At 68.2% G+C, this 19,044-nt stretch carries 17 protein-coding genes; 9 read left to right on the plus strand and 8 right to left on the minus strand.

The window, feature by feature from the left end:
* Positions 1-5 precede the first annotated feature (5 nt).
* Positions 6-2,081, minus strand: coding sequence for an AMP-binding protein (locus BUE16_RS14935; RefSeq protein WP_073311159.1), 2,076 nt, complete (start codon positions 2,079-2,081; stop codon positions 6-8).
* 113 nt (positions 2,082-2,194) lie between these two features.
* On the opposite strand from BUE16_RS14935, the gene BUE16_RS14940 reads away from it, so the two are divergent.
* On the plus strand, positions 2,195-3,010 hold the full coding sequence (locus tag BUE16_RS14940; RefSeq protein WP_073311161.1) for an SDR family NAD(P)-dependent oxidoreductase: 816 nt from the start codon (positions 2,195-2,197) through the stop codon (positions 3,008-3,010).
* A gap of 162 nt (positions 3,011-3,172) precedes the next feature.
* On the plus strand, positions 3,173-3,757 hold the full coding sequence (locus BUE16_RS14945) for a GNAT family N-acetyltransferase (RefSeq protein WP_073311163.1): 585 nt from the start codon (positions 3,173-3,175) through the stop codon (positions 3,755-3,757).
* 62 nt (positions 3,758-3,819) lie between these two features.
* Here the strand turns inward: BUE16_RS14945 and BUE16_RS14950 are convergent, their stop codons facing one another.
* Positions 3,820-4,080: a hypothetical protein gene (locus tag BUE16_RS14950; RefSeq protein WP_073311165.1), complete on the minus strand. Its 261-nt coding sequence runs from the start codon at positions 4,078-4,080 to the stop codon at positions 3,820-3,822.
* A gap of 81 nt (positions 4,081-4,161) precedes the next feature.
* On the minus strand, positions 4,162-4,488 hold the full coding sequence (locus tag BUE16_RS14955) for a DUF7520 family protein (protein WP_079991683.1): 327 nt from the start codon (positions 4,486-4,488) through the stop codon (positions 4,162-4,164).
* Between the two features lie 143 nt (positions 4,489-4,631).
* On the opposite strand from BUE16_RS14955, the gene cdd reads away from it, so the two are divergent.
* Positions 4,632-5,090 carry a cytidine deaminase gene (gene cdd, locus BUE16_RS14960; protein ID WP_073311167.1) on the plus strand — a complete coding sequence of 153 codons (459 nt, stop codon included), beginning with the start codon at positions 4,632-4,634 and terminating at the stop codon, positions 5,088-5,090.
* Positions 5,091-5,102: 12 nt separating this feature from the next.
* On the opposite strand, the gene BUE16_RS14965 is transcribed toward cdd, so the two are convergent.
* Complete coding sequence (locus BUE16_RS14965) at positions 5,103-6,245, minus strand: serine hydrolase domain-containing protein (protein ID WP_073311169.1); 1,143 nt, start codon at positions 6,243-6,245, stop codon at positions 5,103-5,105.
* A gap of 141 nt (positions 6,246-6,386) precedes the next feature.
* Between BUE16_RS14965 and BUE16_RS14970 the strand changes: the two genes are divergently transcribed.
* Complete coding sequence (locus BUE16_RS14970) at positions 6,387-7,223, plus strand: nucleoside phosphorylase (protein ID WP_073311203.1); 837 nt, start codon at positions 6,387-6,389, stop codon at positions 7,221-7,223.
* A gap of 85 nt (positions 7,224-7,308) precedes the next feature.
* The gene (locus tag BUE16_RS14975) at positions 7,309-8,559 is read left to right on the plus strand and encodes an NAD(P)/FAD-dependent oxidoreductase (protein WP_073311171.1); all 1,251 of its coding nucleotides are present in this window, start codon (positions 7,309-7,311) and stop codon (positions 8,557-8,559) included.
* A 276-nt stretch (positions 8,560-8,835) separates the two neighbouring features.
* Here the strand turns inward: BUE16_RS14975 and BUE16_RS14980 are convergent, their stop codons facing one another.
* A complete protein-coding gene (locus BUE16_RS14980) occupies positions 8,836-9,369 on the minus strand; it encodes an HTH domain-containing protein (protein ID WP_073311173.1) in 534 nt (177 codons plus the stop codon).
* A gap of 216 nt (positions 9,370-9,585) precedes the next feature.
* Here BUE16_RS14980 and BUE16_RS14985 point away from each other — a divergent pair, with 216 nt between their 5' ends.
* Positions 9,586-10,512: an NAD-dependent epimerase/dehydratase family protein gene (locus BUE16_RS14985; protein WP_073311175.1), complete on the plus strand. Its 927-nt coding sequence runs from the start codon at positions 9,586-9,588 to the stop codon at positions 10,510-10,512.
* Between the two features lie 85 nt (positions 10,513-10,597).
* On the opposite strand, the gene BUE16_RS16760 is transcribed toward BUE16_RS14985, so the two are convergent.
* The gene (locus BUE16_RS16760; protein ID WP_073311177.1) at positions 10,598-11,740 is read right to left on the minus strand and encodes an ABC transporter permease; all 1,143 of its coding nucleotides are present in this window, start codon (positions 11,738-11,740) and stop codon (positions 10,598-10,600) included.
* 424 nt (positions 11,741-12,164) lie between these two features.
* Here BUE16_RS16760 and wecB point away from each other — a divergent pair, with 424 nt between their 5' ends.
* Together wecB and BUE16_RS17425 are read left to right on the plus strand one after the other, a co-directional pair.
* On the plus strand, positions 12,165-13,271 hold the full coding sequence (gene wecB / locus BUE16_RS14995) for a non-hydrolyzing UDP-N-acetylglucosamine 2-epimerase (protein WP_073311179.1): 1,107 nt from the start codon (positions 12,165-12,167) through the stop codon (positions 13,269-13,271).
* Positions 13,268-13,552, plus strand: a complete 285-nt coding sequence (locus BUE16_RS17425; RefSeq protein WP_321166975.1) for a hypothetical protein — start codon at positions 13,268-13,270, stop codon at positions 13,550-13,552. The genes wecB and BUE16_RS17425 overlap by 4 nt, the downstream gene beginning before the upstream one ends.
* 39 nt (positions 13,553-13,591) lie before the next feature.
* Here BUE16_RS17425 and BUE16_RS15005 read toward each other — a convergent pair whose 3' ends face one another.
* Positions 13,592-14,455, minus strand: coding sequence for a hypothetical protein (locus tag BUE16_RS15005; protein ID WP_073311182.1), 864 nt, complete (start codon positions 14,453-14,455; stop codon positions 13,592-13,594).
* Positions 14,456-14,650: 195 nt separating this feature from the next.
* Complete coding sequence (locus tag BUE16_RS15010; RefSeq protein WP_073311184.1) at positions 14,651-18,457, minus strand: glycoside hydrolase family 97 catalytic domain-containing protein; 3,807 nt, start codon at positions 18,455-18,457, stop codon at positions 14,651-14,653.
* Positions 18,458-18,710: 253 nt separating this feature from the next.
* Between BUE16_RS15010 and BUE16_RS15015 the strand changes: the two genes are divergently transcribed.
* Positions 18,711-18,935: a hypothetical protein gene (locus BUE16_RS15015; protein ID WP_073311186.1), complete on the plus strand. Its 225-nt coding sequence runs from the start codon at positions 18,711-18,713 to the stop codon at positions 18,933-18,935.
* The last annotated feature ends 109 nt before the right edge of the window (positions 18,936-19,044 follow it).

Below are 19,044 nucleotides of genomic sequence, written 5' to 3' on the forward strand. Positions count from 1 at the left end.
CGGTTCTACCTCGCTTCCTTCAGCGCCTCAAGCGCCTCGGGGTTCTCCATTGACGAGAGGTCGCCGGGGTCCTCGCCCTCGTGCACCGACGCGATCGCGCGGCGGATGATCTTCCCCGACTGCGTCTTCGGAAACGCGTCGACGAACAGGATCTCGCGGGGGCGGAACGGCTTGCCGTGCTTCTCACCGACGAGGTCGCGAAGCTCCTCGCGCAGTTCGTCGCTCGGGTCGACCCCCGGTTCGAGCACGACGTACGCGACGACGGCGGTGCCGGTGGTGTCGTCGTCGACGCCGACCGCGGCGGCGGCGTTGACCGCCTCGTGATCGATGAGGACGCCTTCGATCTCGGCGGGGCCGACCTTCCGGCCTGCGACGTTGAGCGTGTCGTCCGCGCGGCCGTGGAGGAACCAGAAGCCGTCCTCGTCTTTCTGGGCCCAGTCGCCGTGGTTCCACATCGGCGGGTCGGTGAACGTCGACCAGTACTCGGCCAGGTAGCGCTCGTCGCCGGACCAGAGGCTCTTGGTCATGCTCGGGCAGGAGTCGCGCGCGACGAGGTAGCCCCGCTCGTGGCTGTCGGCGATGCTCTCACCGTCCTCGTCGATGATGTCGATGTCCATGCCGAGCCCCGGGCCGCCGAGCGTGCACGGCTTCAGCGGCTGATCCGGCATCGGCATGAGGAAACAGCCGCAGATCTCGGTGCCCCCGGAGATGTTGACGATCGGCACCTCCCCGCCGCCGACGTGCTCGTAGAACCACAGCCAGCTCTCGGGGTCCCACGGCTCCCCCGTCGACCCGAGGACGCGGAGGCTCGAGAGGTCGTGGCCCTCGACGTGCTCGTCGCCGTGCTTGCGCAGCGCGCGGATCGCGGTCGGCGAGATGCCGAACTGCGTCACGTCGTGGCGGTCGATCATCTCCCAGAAGCGGTCCGGTCCGGGGTAGTCGGGCGCGCCCTCGTACATGAGCACCGTGCCGCCGAAGGTGTGGTTCCCGATGAGTGTCCACGGACCCATCATCCAGCCGATATCCGAGACCCACCAGAACACGTCGTCGGGCTTCTGATCGAAGCCGAAGTGGATCTCCTTGGCGCACTGCACCTGCACGCCGGCGTGGGTGTGAACGATCCCCTTCGGCGTCCCGGTCGTCCCCGACGAGTACAGCAGCATCGACACCTGATCCGAGGGCAGGGACTTCGTCTCGTACTCCGGAGCCCGCTCGGCGACCGCATCGGCCCACCACGAATCGCGGTCGTCGTCCCACGGGATCGCGAGGTCGGAGTCGGGGTCGCTCCGCTCGCGGGTCGCTCCGCCCCCCGCTCGCGTGTCCGAGGCGCTTCGCGCCTCGCTACCCAATCGGTCGTACACGACCACGTGCTCGACGTGGCCGGCCTCCGCGATGGCCTCGTCGGCGGTGTCCTTCAGCCTCACCTCGCTGCCGCGGCGGTAGAAGCCGTCGCCGGTGAACAGCACCGTACACGCCGAGTCGTCGATCCGCGTCGCGGTCGCGTCGACGCCGAAGCCCGAGAAGATCGGCACCGCGATGGCGCCGACTTTGAAGCAGCCGTAGAGGATGCTCATCACCTCTGGCACCATCGGCATGTAGAGACCGACGGTGTCGCCCGTCCCGACGCCCCGCAACTCCAGGTAGTTGGCGACCCGGTTCGACTGCTCGTGGAGGTCGCCGAACGTCACCTCGCGGGTGTCGCCGGGCTCGCCCTCCCAGACGCAGGCCACGTCGTCGCGGGCGTCGCCGGCGGCGTGGCGGTCGACGACGTTGTGCGCGAGGTTGATCTCCCCGCCCGGGTACCAATCGGAGAACTGCGGCCCGTCCGCGTCGTCGCGGACCGTGTCGTACGCCTCGAAGAAGTCGATGCCGAGGTACTCGACCAGCTCGTCCCAGAACCACTCGACGCCCGAGTCCGGCTTACCCGGCAGCTCGGTCGTCGTGCGCTCGATGAGCGCCTCGTAGCCGTCGATACCGTACTCGCGTTCGAACGCGCGGACGTTCGTCGACTCGGCGAACGCCTCGCTGGGCTCGTGGACCACGGTGTCGGTGCCGACCGCTGGGTCCGTCTCGTCGCGCATGCTCGGCCGTTTTTGCGGGGAGGGCAAGTAATTTTACACGACCGCGGGACGCCGCGTCGGGGCTGCCCGCCTCCGCGGCAAGAGCGAAGTACCGCCGCCGAGTGCGACGGGGCATGCGCGACGATACGGCCGCCGAACCCGGCTCCGAAACCGCCGTCGATCCCGCGACCGCCTTCGACCTCTCCGACCGCGTCGCCGTCGTCACCGGCGGCACGCGCGGCATCGGCCGCGCGATCGCGCTCGGTCTGGCGAACGCCGGCGCCGACGTGGTCCCGACGAGCCGGACCGCCGCGGACGTGGAGGACGCCGTCGCCGCGGTCGAGTCCTGCGGCGTCGACTCACTTGCGCGTCCGACCGACGTGACTGATACCGACGACGTGACCGCGCTGATGGGGGCCGTCGCCGACGGGCTCGGCGGCCCGGAGATCGTCGTCAACAACGCCGGCGTCAACCCCGACGGTGCGCTCGGGCCGCCGGAGGCGACGACCGAGGACGCCGAGGAGTTCGTGCTCGACGTGAACCTCCGCGGCGCGCTCCGGTGCGCCCGCGCGGCCGCCGAGTCGCTGCGCGCGAGCGACGGCGGGAGCCTGATCAACGTCGCCTCCGTGGGCGGGCTGGTGGGGCTCCCCCGACAGCACCCGTACGTCGCCTCGAAGCACGGCCTCGTCGGCGTGACGAAGTCGATGGCGCTCGACTGGGCGCCCGAGGTGCGCGTGAACGCCGTCGCCCCCGGCTACGTCTTCACCGACCTCACGGCCGACATCGCGGATGACGAACGCCTCATGGAGTCGATCCGCGACCGCACGCCCCTCGGTCGGTTCGCCGACCCCGCGGAGGTCGCCGGCCCGGTCGTCTTCCTCGCGAGCGACGCTGCCAGCTACGTGACGGGCGCGTGCCTCGCGGTCGATGGCGGGTGGACGGCGCGGTGAGGCGGTGCAGGCGGCCGGGTCGACGCTTCCCGTCCCCGCTCCCTCGCCGTCTCCGACTCCCTCACCGTCTCCGACTCCCTCGCCGTCTCCGTCCTCCTCCCGCGCCCTCGTCGCGTCGGTTCCTCCACAAACGGTAACACACCGGACCGCGTACCGCTCGATATGTACGTCCGCGACGCCAAAAACCGGGACGAGGCGTGGCTGCTCGACTACATCGAAGAGATGGGCCTCGACGAGCGGTCCTTCCGATCGCGCGACTACGTCATCGCGGTCGACGAGGGGTCGAACACCCGAGCTGGGTTCGGCCGCCTGCGGATCCACAAGACCGACGACGGCGACTTCGTCGAGTTGACGGGGATCGGGGTGCTGGAGTCGTGGCGCGGACAGGGCGTCGGGGCGCACGTCGTCGAGCGGCTGGTCGAGAAGGCCGGCGACGAGGAGTTCGAGGCGGTATACTGCTTCACGCCGACGGCGTCGTACCTCGAACAGTTCGGCTTCGAGCCCCTCGACGAGGACGTTCCCGAGGCGCTGGCCGACCGGCTCGATCAGGTCCGCGCCGACGAGGGCGAGGACGCGACCGCGATGCGGCTCGACCGCGAGGCGTTCGTGCTGCCCGAGCGCTTCCGCGAACGGTTCAAGAACGCCTCGCCCGACGGGAGCGCCGCCGAGCCGGAGGTGAAAGAGACGGCCGAGGACTTCGGTATCGACCCGGAGCAGGCAACATACAAGTACGACACCGGCGGGTGAGCGCAGCGCCGGGCGGGCCGAACGCGGCGACGCGCCCCATCCCGGTGGGTCGGCGAGCCGACTCAGGTCCGGCCTTCGAGGAAGTCCGTCGAGAACACGAGGTACGCCAGCACCGAACAGAACAGGATCGGCGGGAGGATCGCGAAGCCCCACAGCGGGTCGATCCCCCAGGTCAGGAGCAACACCACGTCCGCGAGGCCGATCGCGAGAAACGGGAGCACCGCGAGGACGGCCCAGAGCCGTCCGCGGCCCACCTCCTCGTCCGACGCGTCGTCTGGCTCCGAACCGGATACGTCGGCCGACTCGGTCGCACTCGTCGCCATGTCCGAACTCGCCGCCGCGGCCACAAAAGCACCCCGCTCGCCGGCGGTCCAACCCGAGTCCGGAGCGTCCATCGAGTCGGCTCAGTTCACCGCGTCGTCGTCGAACCGGGAGGCGACGGCGACGAGTCCGAAGAGGGCGCTGAGGATGAGCGCGGAGAGCACCCCCCCGTACACCGCCATCGCCGCGGGCGACCCCGGAAGCGTGACGAGGTCGAACACCGTCACGGCGTCGACCTCGTTGTTCGCAGCGACGACGTAGCCCGCGGCCGCGGCGAACAGCGTCACGGTCCCGCCGGCGCCCAGCAGGTACGGTCGCCCGGACGCCTCGACGGCGCTCGACTCGCCCTCGATCAGGCCGTTCGCGTCGCCGCCGCGCTCGTCGTCGGCCGCGGTCGCTCGATCGGTCACGGGCGGTCGTTGGGCTCCCGCGGTCAAGGCGCTGTCGGGCCCGCCACGCGTCCGACGGGGAGCCGCCGCGACGGCGACGGCGACACTGACGCCGACGACACCGACGACACACGATTAAGTACGCGCGGGCGGTTCGCTCGGGTATGACCGACGACACCGGGGCAAAGCCGCGCGACCCCGCAGACGATCCCCTCGTGGCCGCCGCCCGCGACGCCTTCGCGGATGCGTACGTCCCCTACTCCGAGTACCCCGTCGGCGCCGCGCTCCGAACGGCCGACGGCACCGTCTTCGTCGGCTGCAACATCGAGAACGCGAACTACTCCAACTCGCTGCACGCCGAGGAGGTCGCGGTCGCGGAGGCGGTCAAGCAGGGGTACACCGAGTTCGACCGCCTCGGGGTCGCCTCCGCCGCCGAGGACGGCGTCACCCCGTGCGGGATGTGCCGCCAGACGCTCGCGGAGTTCTGCGACGCCGACCTCGAGGTCGTCTGCGACGAGGGCGACACCGTGTCCACCTACACGCTCGGGGAACTCATCCCCGAGACGATCAGTCTCGAGACGCTCACCGACGCCGCCGACGGTCGCGAACGGGGGCAGCGGTAGCCGTCGACCGCGTCACACGCCCGCCAGCAGTCGATCGAAGAAGCGGTCCTGGTTCGGCAGATCCTCGCGGTCGGCGCGGTCGTCCGACAGCGCGAGCCACCGCAGCACGACCACGAGGTCGTGTTCGGGGTCGACCCACACCACGTTCTGCCCGTGCCCGAGCATCGCGTACGCCGATTCCGGCGCAGACGGCCACAGCGTCCGGTCGGCGTTGCGCCACAGCAGGAACCCGTAGTTCGGGTTCACCTCGCACGGCGCGGTCGCGGCGTCGACCCACTCCGCCGAGAGGAGCCGCTGACCCCCCCACCGCCCCCGGTTCAACAGGAGGTGCCCGGCCCGTGCGAGATCGCGGGCGGAGCCCCAGAAGCCGCCGCCCCAGTGGCCGCCCCCGGAGACGGACTTCATCGTCCGGCCCTCGACGGTCACGTCGGAGTTGTGGTAGCCGTGCCACCCCCACGTCCGCGTCGCGCCCGCGGGATCCATGACCTCGTGGGCGAGCACGCGCGGCAGCGGCTTCGCCCACAGGCGCAACAGCGACAGCGCGAGGCGGTTGATCCGCACGTCGTTGTACTCCCAGTGGGTGCCCGGCGCCTGCAGTTCTCGGTGTTCTCCCTTCCCCGGGCCGCCGGTCTTGCCGACGCCGCGGTTGCGGTCGATGCTGTCGGGGCGGTCGAACAGCGTGCCCTCCCACTCGCTGGTCTGCTGCAGGAGATGGCGCCACGTGATCGACGCGTTCTGCTCGGAGTCGAAGCCGCCGTCCTCGGCGTGTCCCGCGGCGTCGGCCACCCGCTCGTCTAGTTCGAACAGCCCGCGGTCCCACGCGGCGCCCGCGACGATGGAGAGGAACGACTTCGCCACCGAGAAGGAGTGGTCGACGCGGCGGGTGTCGCCCCACTCGGCGACGAGGCGACCCCCCTTGAGGATCAGGCCGGCAGGGCCGCCGCGGCGGTCGGGCATCGGCCCGAGCGTGTACCCCAACTCCCCCTCGGATTCGTCCCACGGCTCCTGGTTCGAGAAGTCGTACGCGACCTGCGCGGGCGGCGTGCCGGTCGTCAGGTGGAACTCGGCGGCCTCGCGGACGGCGTCGGGGTCGAGGCCGACCGCCGCCGGGTCGACCGACTCGAACCGCTCGTCGCCCGCGTCTGGAAACTCCATGCGTGGCGCTCCCGGCCGCGGGACAAAAACGGCCGGGAGCCGGCGGTCGACGCCGGAGATCTGTGCGTGCGGTCGCGGTCGCACGCCGCGGCGCCGCCGAAACGAGCGGACTTACAAGGCACCTCACAGAAGTGCGCGGACATGAGCGATCGCGACCCCAGCGACGACAGCGAGGACCCGAACGCCGAGGTCCAGTACCACATTGAGGTCGGTCCCGGCGACGTGGCAGACACCGTCCTCCTCCCGGGTAACCCCGAGCGCGTCGACAAGGTGACGGCGCTGTGGGACGACCACGAGGAGGTCGCACAGCACCGCGAGTACCGCACCGCCACCGGCGCGTACGACGGCGAGCCGCTGTCGGTCACCTCCACCGGGATCGGCTCCCCTTCGACGGCGATCGCCGTCGAGGAGCTCGCGCGCGTCGGCGCGGACACCTTCATCCGCGTGGGCTCCTGCGGCGCCATCCAGGAGGGGATGGACGTGGGCGATCTGGTCATCACCTCCGGCGCGGTGCGCCAGGAGGGCACGAGCAAGGAGTACGTCCGCGAGGACTACCCCGCCGCGGCCGACCACGAGGTCGTCTCCGCGCTCGTTGCCGCCGCCGAACGCCTCGGCTACGATTACCACGTCGGGATCACGATGTCGGCGGACTCCTTTTACGCCGGGCAGGGGCGCCCCGGGTTCGAGGGGTTTGAGGCCGCCGGCAGCGACGCGCTCGTCGAGGAACTCCGCGAGGCGAACGTGAAGAACATCGAGATGGAGGCCGCCTCGATTCTCACGATCGCGAACGTGTACGGCCTCCGTGCCGGCGCTGTCTGTGCGGTGTACGCCAACCGCGTCACCGGCGAGTTCCGCACCGAGGGCGAGTCGCGGGCGGCCGAGTGCGCCAGCCTCGCGGCGGCGCTGCTCGCGCGCATGGACGAGGTGAAGCGCGAGGCGGGCGTCGACCGCTGGCACGCCGGCCTGTCGATGGAGTAGCTGCGACCACAGTCGATCGGAGGCTGAACCGTCCGTTGCTGGCGGTTTCAACACGCATTTATCCTCCGCCCGGGAACGAACGGCCATGAGCCAGCAGGTCGTCGTCGTCGGGGCCGGGTACGCCGGTGCCGGGACGGTGAAGGCGTTCGAGGACGCGATCGAACCGGGCGAGGCGGAGTTGACGTGGGTGTCGGACACCGACTACCACCTCGTGCTTCACGAGGCCCACCGGGTCATCCGCAAGCCGGAGGTCGAGTCGAAGGTCGCCATCCCGGTCGAGGAGATCAAAGGCGACGACACGAACTTCCTGAAGGGTCGCGTCACCGACATCGACACCGACGAGCGCGTCGTCCACACCCGCGACGGCGACGAGATCGACTACGACTACCTCCTCGTCGCGGTCGGGTCGGCGACGGCGTTCTTCGGCATCGATGGGCTGCGCGAGCACGCGCTCACGCTCAAGACGCTCGACGACGCCCGCGAGATCCACCAGGCGGTCAAGACCGCCGGGCAGGAGGCCACCACCACCGATCCCGCGAAGGTGCTGATCGGGGGTGCCGGCCTCTCGGGGATCCAGTCGGCCGGCGAGATCGCTGAGTACCGCGACGATCACAAGGCGCCCATCGACATCGAGATCGTCGAGGGGCTCGACTCCGTGTTCCCGAACAACGACCCTGAGGTGCAGGGCGCCATCCGCAAGCGCCTCGACCAGAAGGGGATCGCGGTTTCCACCGGCGAGTTCATCTCGAAGGTCGACGAGCACGCCGTCTACCTCGGCGGCGCCGAGGCGGAGTACTACGGTGAGGACGGGGAGGGTGACGCGCCCGACTACGAGGAGATCGACTTCTCCGAGGACCTCGTGATGGAGTACGACGTGCTGCTGTGGACCGGGGGCATCACGGGCCAGCCGGAGATCGATGACTTCCACCTCGACGCCGACGAGCGCTCCAACCGCGTGTACGCCGAGTCGACGTTCGAGACGAGCGACGACCGCGTGTTCGCCATCGGCGACACCGCGCTCGTCGACCAGGGCGACGACGATGTCGCCCCGCCGACCGCGCAGGCCGCCTGGCAGGCCGCCGAGGTCGCCGGTGAGAACCTCGCGCGCGCCGTCCGCGGCGCCCCCCTGAAGTCGTGGCGCCACGAGGACAAGGGGACGCTCATCTCCGTCGGCGAGGAGGCCGTCGCCCACGACGTGCAGGCGGGCGGGGTCGAGGTCCCGATCAACACCTTCGGCGGCCCGACCGCCAAGGCGCTGAAGAAGGCGGTCGCGAGCCGCTGGATCGCCGACGTGTCGGGCTACGGGCGCGCGCTCAACGCCTGGAGCGACATGTGATGTCGGCGGAGTAGCACGCGACGACCGACCGACCGAACACGTCCCCTCGGTTCTTCACAGATATCGACCGCCAGCCAGCGGCGGCACTCGCGTGGTGGACCCCCCCAGACCGGTCGGCTCGTCTTCGACGCCGTCTCGACGGCTCGAACACCGGACACTCGTTCACAGCGCTGCACGCTCGCTCCCAGTTCGGTACGTGCGCCGGCGTTGCGTGCTCGGCGCCCGCTCGGCCGTACCATTCGCCCACTCGACGCGGCGCGCTCGCCCCGCGTCGGATCAGTGTTCTGGCGGCTCCGAGGGCGCCTCCATCCCGTCGATCTTGAGGATGAGGACGGACGCGGTGTCGTCCTTGCCGTCGACGGTGCCGTCGATGACCAACTTCGACAGCGGCGTGGGTCCGACGCTGACGGAGTCGCCCTCGTGGAAGTCGCGAACCGACCCCTGCACGTGGATCTCCGCGCGGCACAACTCCGGGTGGTGGACGGACGTGAGATTGATCTCCTGAACGTTGACGTTGTCGAGGCGCTCGCCCTCGTGGAACAGCGGCGTCGACGCTGGCTCGTCGAGGTTCTGGAGGTCCAGCGCCTCGAAGGCGGTCGCGGTTGGCTTGTACCCCCCCTTCGGCCCCGGTACGCCCTCGACCAACTGCAGCGCCTTCAGGCTCTGCATCTGGTTGCGGATCGTGCCGGCGTTGCGGCCGACGGCGTCGGCGATCGTCTCGCCCTTGACGGCGTCCTCCTCCTCGCGGTAGAGGTTCACCAGTTCGTTGAGGATCTTCCGCTGACTGTCGGTGAGTTCGATGGACGACATTTGTTCATGGTCGTCCGGGAACCCGCATAAAACCATGGACCCGGACCACCCGCGGGGACGATCCGCACGGAGGCGTCGCGACCGTCCGATCAGATCGACCGCCGCCGTCCGATCAGATCGACCGCCGGGCGCGGTTTCGACACCCTCTGAGTCGACCGACTCGATCCCAGTCAGTCAACCGACACGGCTTTTTGCCCGGGCGGGGCCATCTCGGGTATGAACGACACACGTGTGCTGGTGACCGGCGGTGCGGGGTTCATCGGCTCGAACCTCGCGAACACGCTGGCGGCGGCGGGCAACGACGTGATCGCCCTCGACAACGGCTACCTCGGGACGCCCGAGAACCTCTCGGCGGACGTAGAGTTCGTCGAAGCGGACGTACTGGACGACGACCTCCCGACGGACGTGGACATCGTATTCCACCTCGCGGCGCTGTCCTCGCGGCAGATGCTCGAGGAGAACCCCCGACAGGGCGCCCGCGTCAACATCGAGGGGTTCGTGAACGTCGTCGAGCAGGCCCGCGACGACGGCTGCGACACGGTCGTGTACGCCTCGACCTCCTCCGCGTACGGGAGCCGGACGGAGCCGTCGCCGGAGGACATGGAGCTAGAGGCGTCGACAGGGTACGACGCCTCGATGCTCGGCCGGGAGCGCTACGCCGAGTACTACAACGACTTCTACGACGACCTGACGTGCGCCGGCGCGCGCTTTTTCTCGGTGTACCAGGGGTACGGCGGCGCCGAAGGGCACAAAGGCGAGTACGCCAACACCGTCTCGCAGTTCACCGACGACATCGCCAACGGCGAGTCGCCGGTGCTGTGGGGCGACGGCTCGCAGACCCGCGACTTTACTCACGTCGACGACATCGTTCGCGGACTGGAGTCGATCGCCGACCACGAGCTGACCGGCGTGTACAACCTCGGGACGGGCGATCCGTACTCGTTCAACGAGATGGTCGAGCTGATCAACGACGCGCTCGGTACCGACGTGGAGCCGGAGTACGAGCCGATCCCGCTGGAGAACTACGTCCACGACACCTGCGCCGACATCACGAAGATCCGCGAGGCGACCGGCTGGGAGCCCGAGGTCGATTTCGAGGAGGGCGTCCGCCGCGTGTGCGCGCCGTACCTCGACGACGAGTAGGCGAGGGCGACCGACGACCGAGCGGCGAGAATTCTCGACATCCGGGGTTCCTCAACAGGTGCCGCCGAGGTCGGCGGCTTCCGGGTCACCGACCGCCGCCGGCAGCGTCGCGACGACGGGGTCGAAGCCGCCGGCGTCGTACACGAGCGAGCGCTGGACGAGCCAACGGTCGTAGCTTGCCGGCTGGATCGTCGCCGGCGCGGCCGGGAACAGGTGCGCACCGGTCGTCGTCCACGACCGCTGGGATATCACCGGACACGACGGCGAGGGGCCCCCGCGGAGCCACGACGCCGTCGGCATCGCGAACGCGGAGGAGCAGCGTCGCGTTCGGCGGCCCGCGGTCGGGGAGTGGCCCGAGCGTGAGCGCCCCCGCCGTCGCGTTCCCGACCCGTATCGTCCGCGTGAGATCGCCGGCGGAGACGGCGATCGTACCGGGCGCGCCCGTCTCGGCGGCGACCGGGACCGTCGCGTCGTCGCCGGGGCCGAGCGTCACCTCTCGCTCGATCGTCCGGTTCCCCACGGCGATCGGAAATGTCGCAGTCGTCCGATCGTCCCGGACGTTCTCGACGACGACAGTCGCCTCGACCGTGGAGTTCGGTTCCGCGCGGGCCGGGACGCGGATCCCGATGACGCGGATCGACCGCGCGTCGATGCCGCCGTCGGGGAGCCGCTCGGCGCGCACGAACTGCGCCTTCCCCGGCGGCTTCCCGGTCAGCACGCGCGCCGTCGCCAGCGGGACGATCAGCTGGTCGTCGAACGGTCCCGGCGCCGTGAACACGCCGACGACCTCGACGCGTGCGAGTCCCAGGCGGGTCGTCCCGCCGAACGTCAGGTGGTCGCCGATCTCCACGCCCATCGTCCGCGCGAGGTCGGCGCCGATCACGGCCTCGTCCGCGGTCGCCGGCCGACGGCCGTCGACGATCGCCGCGTCGGTGACGGAGGCGAACGCGCCGAAGCCGGCGCCGCGGACCGTGTACGTCCGGCTGTCGCGCACCTCGAACAGGAGCAACTCGGGGCTGGCAGCGATCCCGCGCTCGCGCAGCGCGTCGGCGTACGTCGTCGGGACAGTACTTGCGATCGGGTGGGCGGCTCCCGGCTCGGTGATCGTCGCTCCGTCGCCCCCGGAGAGGGGAGCGACGATCCCGGCCATCGACCCCACGAGCACGACGAACGCGACGAACGCTGCGAGCGTCGCGGCCGTCGGTACAACCGTCCGCGCGTCGGACACTGTCGGCGCGGCGACCGATCGAAGGCGGGAGAAGCGACCGTCAGTCGATCGGGGACGGGTGGGTGCTTCGGGTTCCAGTGGTGCACCTCAGACCGCCGGGACGGCAGTGAGCACGCCGCTCGCGCCGCCGAACGCGACGACGGCCGCGAGGATCGGCGCGATGACGCCCGCCGCGGCCGGCGCACCGCCAATCAGTACGGCGGCCATACGCGAACCCGCATAGCGGGCTGTTCGCCGGCTCTCTCTCGAGATACGCCTTCGAGATCACTAACAAAGCGACTTCGGGACGCTTCCGACAGTATTGTGAGACGAGACCGAATCGAGATGCCGCGATCCACCGTCCGGGAGCCTCCCGGGTGCCCCCTGACGGGAGGGCGCGGGGCGGACAGCCAACGCGTCCCCATCGGCGATCGGAGGGGCGCAGATGGGTAGCGACGCGCCGACGCTGCTGGTGCTCGGGACGCGCCCGGAGGTGATCAAGCTCGCGCCCGTCGTCCGGGAGTTGGCCGCCCGCGACCGACCCCATGTGATCGTCCACACGGGCCAGCACTACGACGAGTCGCTGCGCGATGCGATCTACGACCAACTCGGGCTCCCGGAGCCGGACCACGCGCTCGGCGTCGGCTCCGACTCCCAGGAGCGGCAGGTCGGCGCGATCCTCCAGCGACTGGGCGACGTGTTCGACGCCGAATCGCCGAGCATCGTGATCGTCCAAGGCGACACCAACTCCGCGCTCGCCGGGGCGCTCGCGGCCGCGAAGCACGGGATCGACGTTGGTCACGTTGAGGCCGGCCTCCGCTGTGGCGACCGGACGATGCCCGAGGAGCTGAACCGCATCCTGATCGACCACGCCGCCGAGGACCTGTTCGCGCCCACGGAGGCCGCTCGGCGCAACCTCCGACGGGAGGGCCGCGGCGAGGACTGCCTCGTGACCGGCAACACGATCGTCGACGCGGTCCGCGAGCACGCGTCGCTCGCGGGCGAGCGCGCGGCCGTCCTCGACGACCTCGGCCTTCGGTCGGGCGAGTACGCGCTGGCGACGCTGCACCGCGCTGAGAACGTCGACGACGCCGACACCTTCGGGCAGATCTTGGCGGGCATCGGCCGCTTCACGGCCGAGACCGGGCTGGAGTGCGTCTATCCGGTCCATCCCCGCGCTCGCGACCGGCTCGCGTCCGGGTCGGTCTCCGTTCCCGAGGGGATCCGCCTCGTCGACCCCGTGGACTTCCTGGGGTTCCTCGCGCTGGAACGGGACGCGGCGGTCGTGTTCACCGACTCCGGCGGGGTACAGGAGGAGACGTGCATCCTCCAGGTGCCGTGCGTGACCGTCCGCGAGCACACCGAGCGCCCCGAGTCGGTCGCCGTCGGCGCGAACGTCGTTGCCGGCACCGACCCCGATGCGGTCCACAAGGCCGGCGTGAAGATGCTCGAAACGCCCCGCGAGTGGCCGTGTCCGTTCGGCGCCGGCGACGCCGCCGAACGGATCGTCTCGGCGCTCGCCGAGCGACGGACCGCGGAGGTGTCGCCGTGACGGTAGCCGGCGGCGACGCAGCCGACGAGCGCGAGAGCGAGCGCGTGTGCGTCCACAGCCTCGGCCACATCGGGCTGCCGACGGCCGCCGTGCTCGCCGAGGCGGGGTACGACGTGGCCGACGCGACTCAGGACTCCACCGAGACGATGCAAGAGCCCTGTCCGGCCGAGGACTGCGACAGCGACCGGGCCCACTACGAGATGATTCCGAAGCCGGGCGGCTCCTACGAGGTTCGGCTGTTCACCTGCGTCGAGTGCGGCCACAAGTGGCGCGAATCCTGAACCCGTCTCCACCCGATACTCGGCGCATCCTGCCGCCCGTCAGCCTCCCTGTTGTCGGAACGCCGCCACACGCCGAGCGAGTGCACTCCGGAGTTCCTCGATATCGAACGACGTCTCACCGTGGGTGAGCTGCCCGAACTCCGCTCGCAGCGTTCGATCGAGTACGGCATCGGTCAGGGTCGACACGCTCGCTGAGGAGTCGCGCTCCTCGACGAGCGACGTGAGCACCTCCGGTGATGCGACCGCCGCGGCGTACTCGTCGACAGCCGAACGAACCGGCGTAGCCGTTGGCGGCTCACCGGCATACTCGCTCGCCACCGTCAGTGCGACGCCACCGCCCTTTTTACGATACAGTCTCCCGTAGGCGGTCCCCTCGCCCCACCGTGTCTCAGGTAGTGTGTCCCCACTCGAATCGATATCCCGGACGTGAACTTCCGTATCGAGTGTCGGCAGGGTGGGAACGCCAAACTCCTCGAATACTCGGTCGAGTTCGTGTGGGAGCAACTCCGCCCCCAGGTAGGCGATATCGACGCCCACGACCGGCGGCGTCTTCGACCAGTCGTACCCGCGGTGGCGACGATGGACCGCGAGACAGCCGAGCCTGACCGCTGTCGGGTCATCGACCGCACGTCGGATGGCACTCCGATCGAGGTGCGTCGTGAGCGCTCGGACGGCAAACCCGAACACCGGAGGGACCTCCTCAGCATCGACCCACCGACGGGGCTGTCCCGACTGTTCGCCGGCAGCGAACGCGAACTGCAGTCGGTTGGCGGCGTCGAGCCGCGCCTCGAACGGCGTCCCGTCAGGGTACTCGTACAGCCAGACGTGGCCTGTTTCGAGGAACTCCGCACCGACGGAGCTCAGTCGCGGTGGGACCATCTTGTCGACGGGCGGCGCTGGCACAGGCGTCCGATCGCTCGGCCTCGATGTGAAGCTTCGGTCTGCCCCAGCGCGTGTCGATACTGCAACCAGCGGCGACTACTCGACAGTCGGTGACTCGGTCTCCGGCGGGAGTCCGGCGCCGTGGACGGTCGGTGGGTCGCGATGCGCGGGGCGGTCACCGCGGTGGATCACCTCGGGACTTGACCCCGAGGCGGTTCACAGTGACGTGAACGGGATCGTCGCAAGGCGCTCGGTACTGTATGCGAGTGCCTCCGCTTGCGTGATGCCCTCGGGAGTCAACAGGTCGATGACAGACGGTGCGTTCTCGACGGCAGCTGGGTCCGCCCCACCGAAGGTGAACGCGCTCCGGTCGACGGCGACATCCCGGAACGAGCCGAAGTCTTCAGACCCGACGATCGGTGCGACAGACACCGACTGGGGATCGAGATCGTCCAGCGTCTCCTTCGGAACTGAGAGGATCGCCGTGTTTCCGTTCAGGTCGACAAGCCGCTCTGGCGTCCCAAGGTCCGTGCCCTGATCGTCGACGACGGTTGTACTGAAGCCACTGGCCGACACGCGGTAGTCCCACGCCGAGTCGAACTCCACAGTGGGATTCAGATCGTCCAGTTGCGTTCTCCGGCCACCGTCAATCGAGGTATCGCTGAGGTAGACGACAAAAAAGTGTGGCGAGAATGCACCGCCGAAGGCGTCATACAGGTTTGCAACCTCGAACGAGAAGAGGTAGGCTGTCTCCGACTCGTACACTGCGAATCGACGCAGGTCGAACGCGCCATCCTGGAACGCGCCGTCAGTCGGGTAGGTGTACCCCCCTGGCCCGGCATCATCGCCGCTCGGGTCGGTGAATTCGGCGATGAGTTCGCCCGGATTGATGTCGACCGTTTGGGCGGCCAAGACAGCGCCGTCGTCGTGGTCTAGTAGCTCCACCGAATACGTGCCCCGCGAGGCGATGGTAAACCCGAACGTGAAGGTCGCATCGCTGCTGTTGGGTGGCAGCCGGACGTTCTCGGTCGCAACGATGTCACCGTCGACACGCAAATCGACGGTGCGGCCGCCGATATAGTCGCCGCTGTTACTGCCCGTTGCAGTGATGAACGGTTCGTCGAGTGCCGCGTCTGCGGAGATATCGAACGAGAGGTCTTGCTCTGGAAGGGTGTACTCCGGGAGGTCGTTGATCTCGGTTCCTCGTGCTGGCCGAAGGCGAACGGCTGTCCCGCCGCTGCGGGTCATTGAGGCCAACACAGCGGTGCTCGGGTCGACGATGGCGACGTCTTTCCTGAGGGCGGTCTGGTCGGCATCGACGCCACCACCGATCCCGTCGGAGTAGATCTCGGCGACGAACTTCGGTCCCTGCGGGGTGCCCTTTCCGCGACCATTCTCGTCGCGGGGGCTGAGGAACTCCAGCGGGATCTCGATCGCGCGGCCGTTGCCGTCCGACATGGCACCCACGTACCACTCGTCGCCGTGCTTCCGAGCGGTGACCGAGTACTCGCCGATATCGCCGTCGACGGCGACCGAATCGTCCCACCCGCCAGCCGGGATCGCCTCGATGAACTCGAAGCCAGTCTTCGTCTCGACGTTTTCGTTCGCGATGTGGGCCTCAGTGAGATCGGTATACGCAGCTGGAAACGGTGCCGGATCTCCCTGCTCGGTCACACCGACCGTGTTGAGATTCAAGCCACCGACATCACCAGCGAATGTGGTGCCGGAGTCATCGTACTCCAAGATGAACGCGAGTGTGTTGTCCCCCGCTTGGAGATCCACATCGAGTGAGTACACGCCCCACTCGTCCCAGCCGGTGGTAAACGAGGGGCTGACTGATTGCGTAGTGCCGTTGACCGACAGCGTGAATTCGGGGCTGCCGTTGTCGATGACGCGACCGGCGTTTTCATCAGGAGCGCTGGCGTAGCGGAAGTGCAGCGTGTAGGTGCCAGCGCCGTCGAAATCGCGTACCGTGAACGACGCCGACGCTCCAGACGGCTCGCGGTTGGGGTCCAACGGGACATAGTTCGTTCCGAAGGCGTTGCGCCAGTTGTCCGCGGTGATGATTCCGCCGGTGAGATCGCCGGATGCGGCCTGGACGTACTCGCCGACCTCGAAGGTCTCATCGACGTATGCTTCGACTCGGTCGGCAGCCATCTGGAGACCCGCATTGTACGAGGGGTACATGGCGAGTTGTTTGGCGAGCGTCGTCTGGACCTTCCCGCCGGTGTCCTCGGTGAACTCCAGATCGAAGATTCCCGGCTGGAAGCTGGTCGGCCCGGCAAGCATGCGCGTATAGGGGAGCGTGACGTGATGGTCACGACCGACATTCGACGCCAGCGCCCCGAAGCCGTCGTACTCTTGGGCTTTCACGACTTCACGCGCCCCCACGTTGGGGTACGTCCGACGTTCTCCAGTCGGGACGATCCCCTCGTGGATCTCCAGCCACTGTCGTTCACCGGCGGCCTCGGCGATGACGCGTCGGTTGTGCTTGACCGCGAGCTGGCAGTGCTGGGTGTGTGTCGCCTGTGCCCCAGTACCCTCAAAGCTGAGTCCAGGGTCCGAGACGTAGCCGTTTTTGATCGATCGGATGCCCTCAGCCTCGTACCCCTCGAAGATATCATTCTCGAAGACCTCGTCTTCGTAGTTGACGATGTTGCCCGCGGTCTCGTTGTGGATCGTCATCTCCACAGGGGCAGAGCGGTCAGCCCCGTAGTCGGTGACCTCCGGGACGTCGAAGTCCGGATAGGAGTCGTTGACGCCCATCTCGAAACCCGTACCATCTCCTGGGTACGTGTCCCAGCCCTGGTTCCACCCTTCGGCAAGGACACTCTCGATGCCGTTGTGTGCAGCAAAATGCATGTACCGCTTCATCCGTTCGGTACGGGCACCGTGGATGTAGCTGGGACCTGCGTCGTCTCTGTATTCCCAGTGGGCGTTCCCAGCGATCATCGTCCACCAGATGCCGACATACTTCCGCGGCGTGAGCCAGTCGGTGTCCGGCTGCCCATTCTTCGAGGGCAGCGCGTCTGTATCGAGCTCCTCGTTCAGCAGTGGGATGAGCGACGACTCGCGAAGGTCTTCAGGCGAGGTTCCCACCTGAACTGTTCGCCACGGCGTCGCGTTGGGCAGTTCCCACGAGACTTTCGTGTTATCTGGCAGGGGCGCGAGTTGGGTTTCGAATCGCGTCCCGCCACCGTCCGCCGTTGGTGCAAGCGACGCGAGTGCGTAGTCCTCGAGACTCGCCTGATGGACGCTCAGGTACGTCTCGTCGTTTGCCTCGATCGTCAGTGGTGTGTGCGCACCGGTCCGGATCTCGGTCCCGGTTGGCCGGATGCTGCGAGTTCCTGCTGCAACGTCGCTCAATCTCGACTCCGTGTACTCTTGCTCGAAGCGAGGGTTCGTAAACGCGTTCCGGATCCACCAGCAGGTGTAGTCCCCGGCGAAGTTGATCTGCGTGTTCTCCGATCGAATGACTGCCTTGTCGCCGTTTGCGGTGAAGCTCTCGTCGAGAATGAAGCGGAATCCGAGTCCGTCGTCGAACACGCGGATCTCAAGATTCCCCGAGCGGCCCGGATCGGTTGTTTCCTCGAGACCGAGCCGAAGCGTGGTATACTGTTCGGCGACACGCTCGTACTGGTCCCAGACGGGTTCCCACGTTTCCGTTGCCTGCGCAGTCTCGCTTCCCGTGACCGTCACGTCGGCGCTTGAGTCGGCCCCCGCACCGAACGTGGCTTGATTTTGGAAGTCGAATCCCAGCGTTGACGTATCGATGTATGTGGTTCCATCGACCGCGACGCTGTAGGCTGGCATCCCGTCCGAACTATCGACGGTCACGGTAATGCGGCCGTCCGGTGAGGTGACGTGCTGCGTGTCGCTTTTGCTCCCCGTCGTGACCGGCTTGGCGGCCGCCTTCGGGATCTGCTGTGTGTACGCTGCCGCCGAAAGCAGCGACGCTACCCCGCCAAGGAATCCCCGCCGCTTGATCTCGTTAAACGATGTTTGTGATTCTTTTTCACTCATTATCATCTCGACAGTTGGGGGAGAATATAAAACCAACGGCTGTTCACATATCTCATGGCGACGGTACCAGAGTCGAGGCGCTGAGGTGCCAGTAGACACACGGGGAACGCAGTACTGAGCGGGCAAGCGAATCCGGATACTGTGCGCGAGGAGCGTGTCCGTACCGGGAACAACCCACACAAGACGACCGATTCACCACTTCCGAAGCACCGAGTCCAACGCGGTTTTCACCCAGCCACACGAACCAACGTCCGTGCCCTCACGTCGTCCGTTCGACGAGACGAAATCGCTGATCGCGGTGATCCTCGGCGTCCCAGCGCTCGCCGCTCTCGTCTATCTCCTGCTCGTCGCGGTCAACGTCGTGTGGCGTGACTACGGCCTCGCGGTCGGCGCCGTCGTCTTCGTCGTCGGGTTTGTCGCCCTCTCGTACGGCGGCTACCGGGCGGTCGAGTTGGTCCGCTCGTCGGTCGGACGCTAACGCTCGTCCTGAACAGTTTCCGGTGCCCACCGCTCCCGACCCTCACGAGAGGTAGTGTTCAGATAAGCTGATTCCATGCGAAGGCGAATGACTGTAACCACTCGTCAGC

It is taken from the genome of Halobaculum gomorrense, from assembly GCF_900129775.1.
Taxonomy (GTDB): Archaea; Halobacteriota; Halobacteria; order Halobacteriales; family Haloferacaceae; genus Halobaculum; species Halobaculum gomorrense.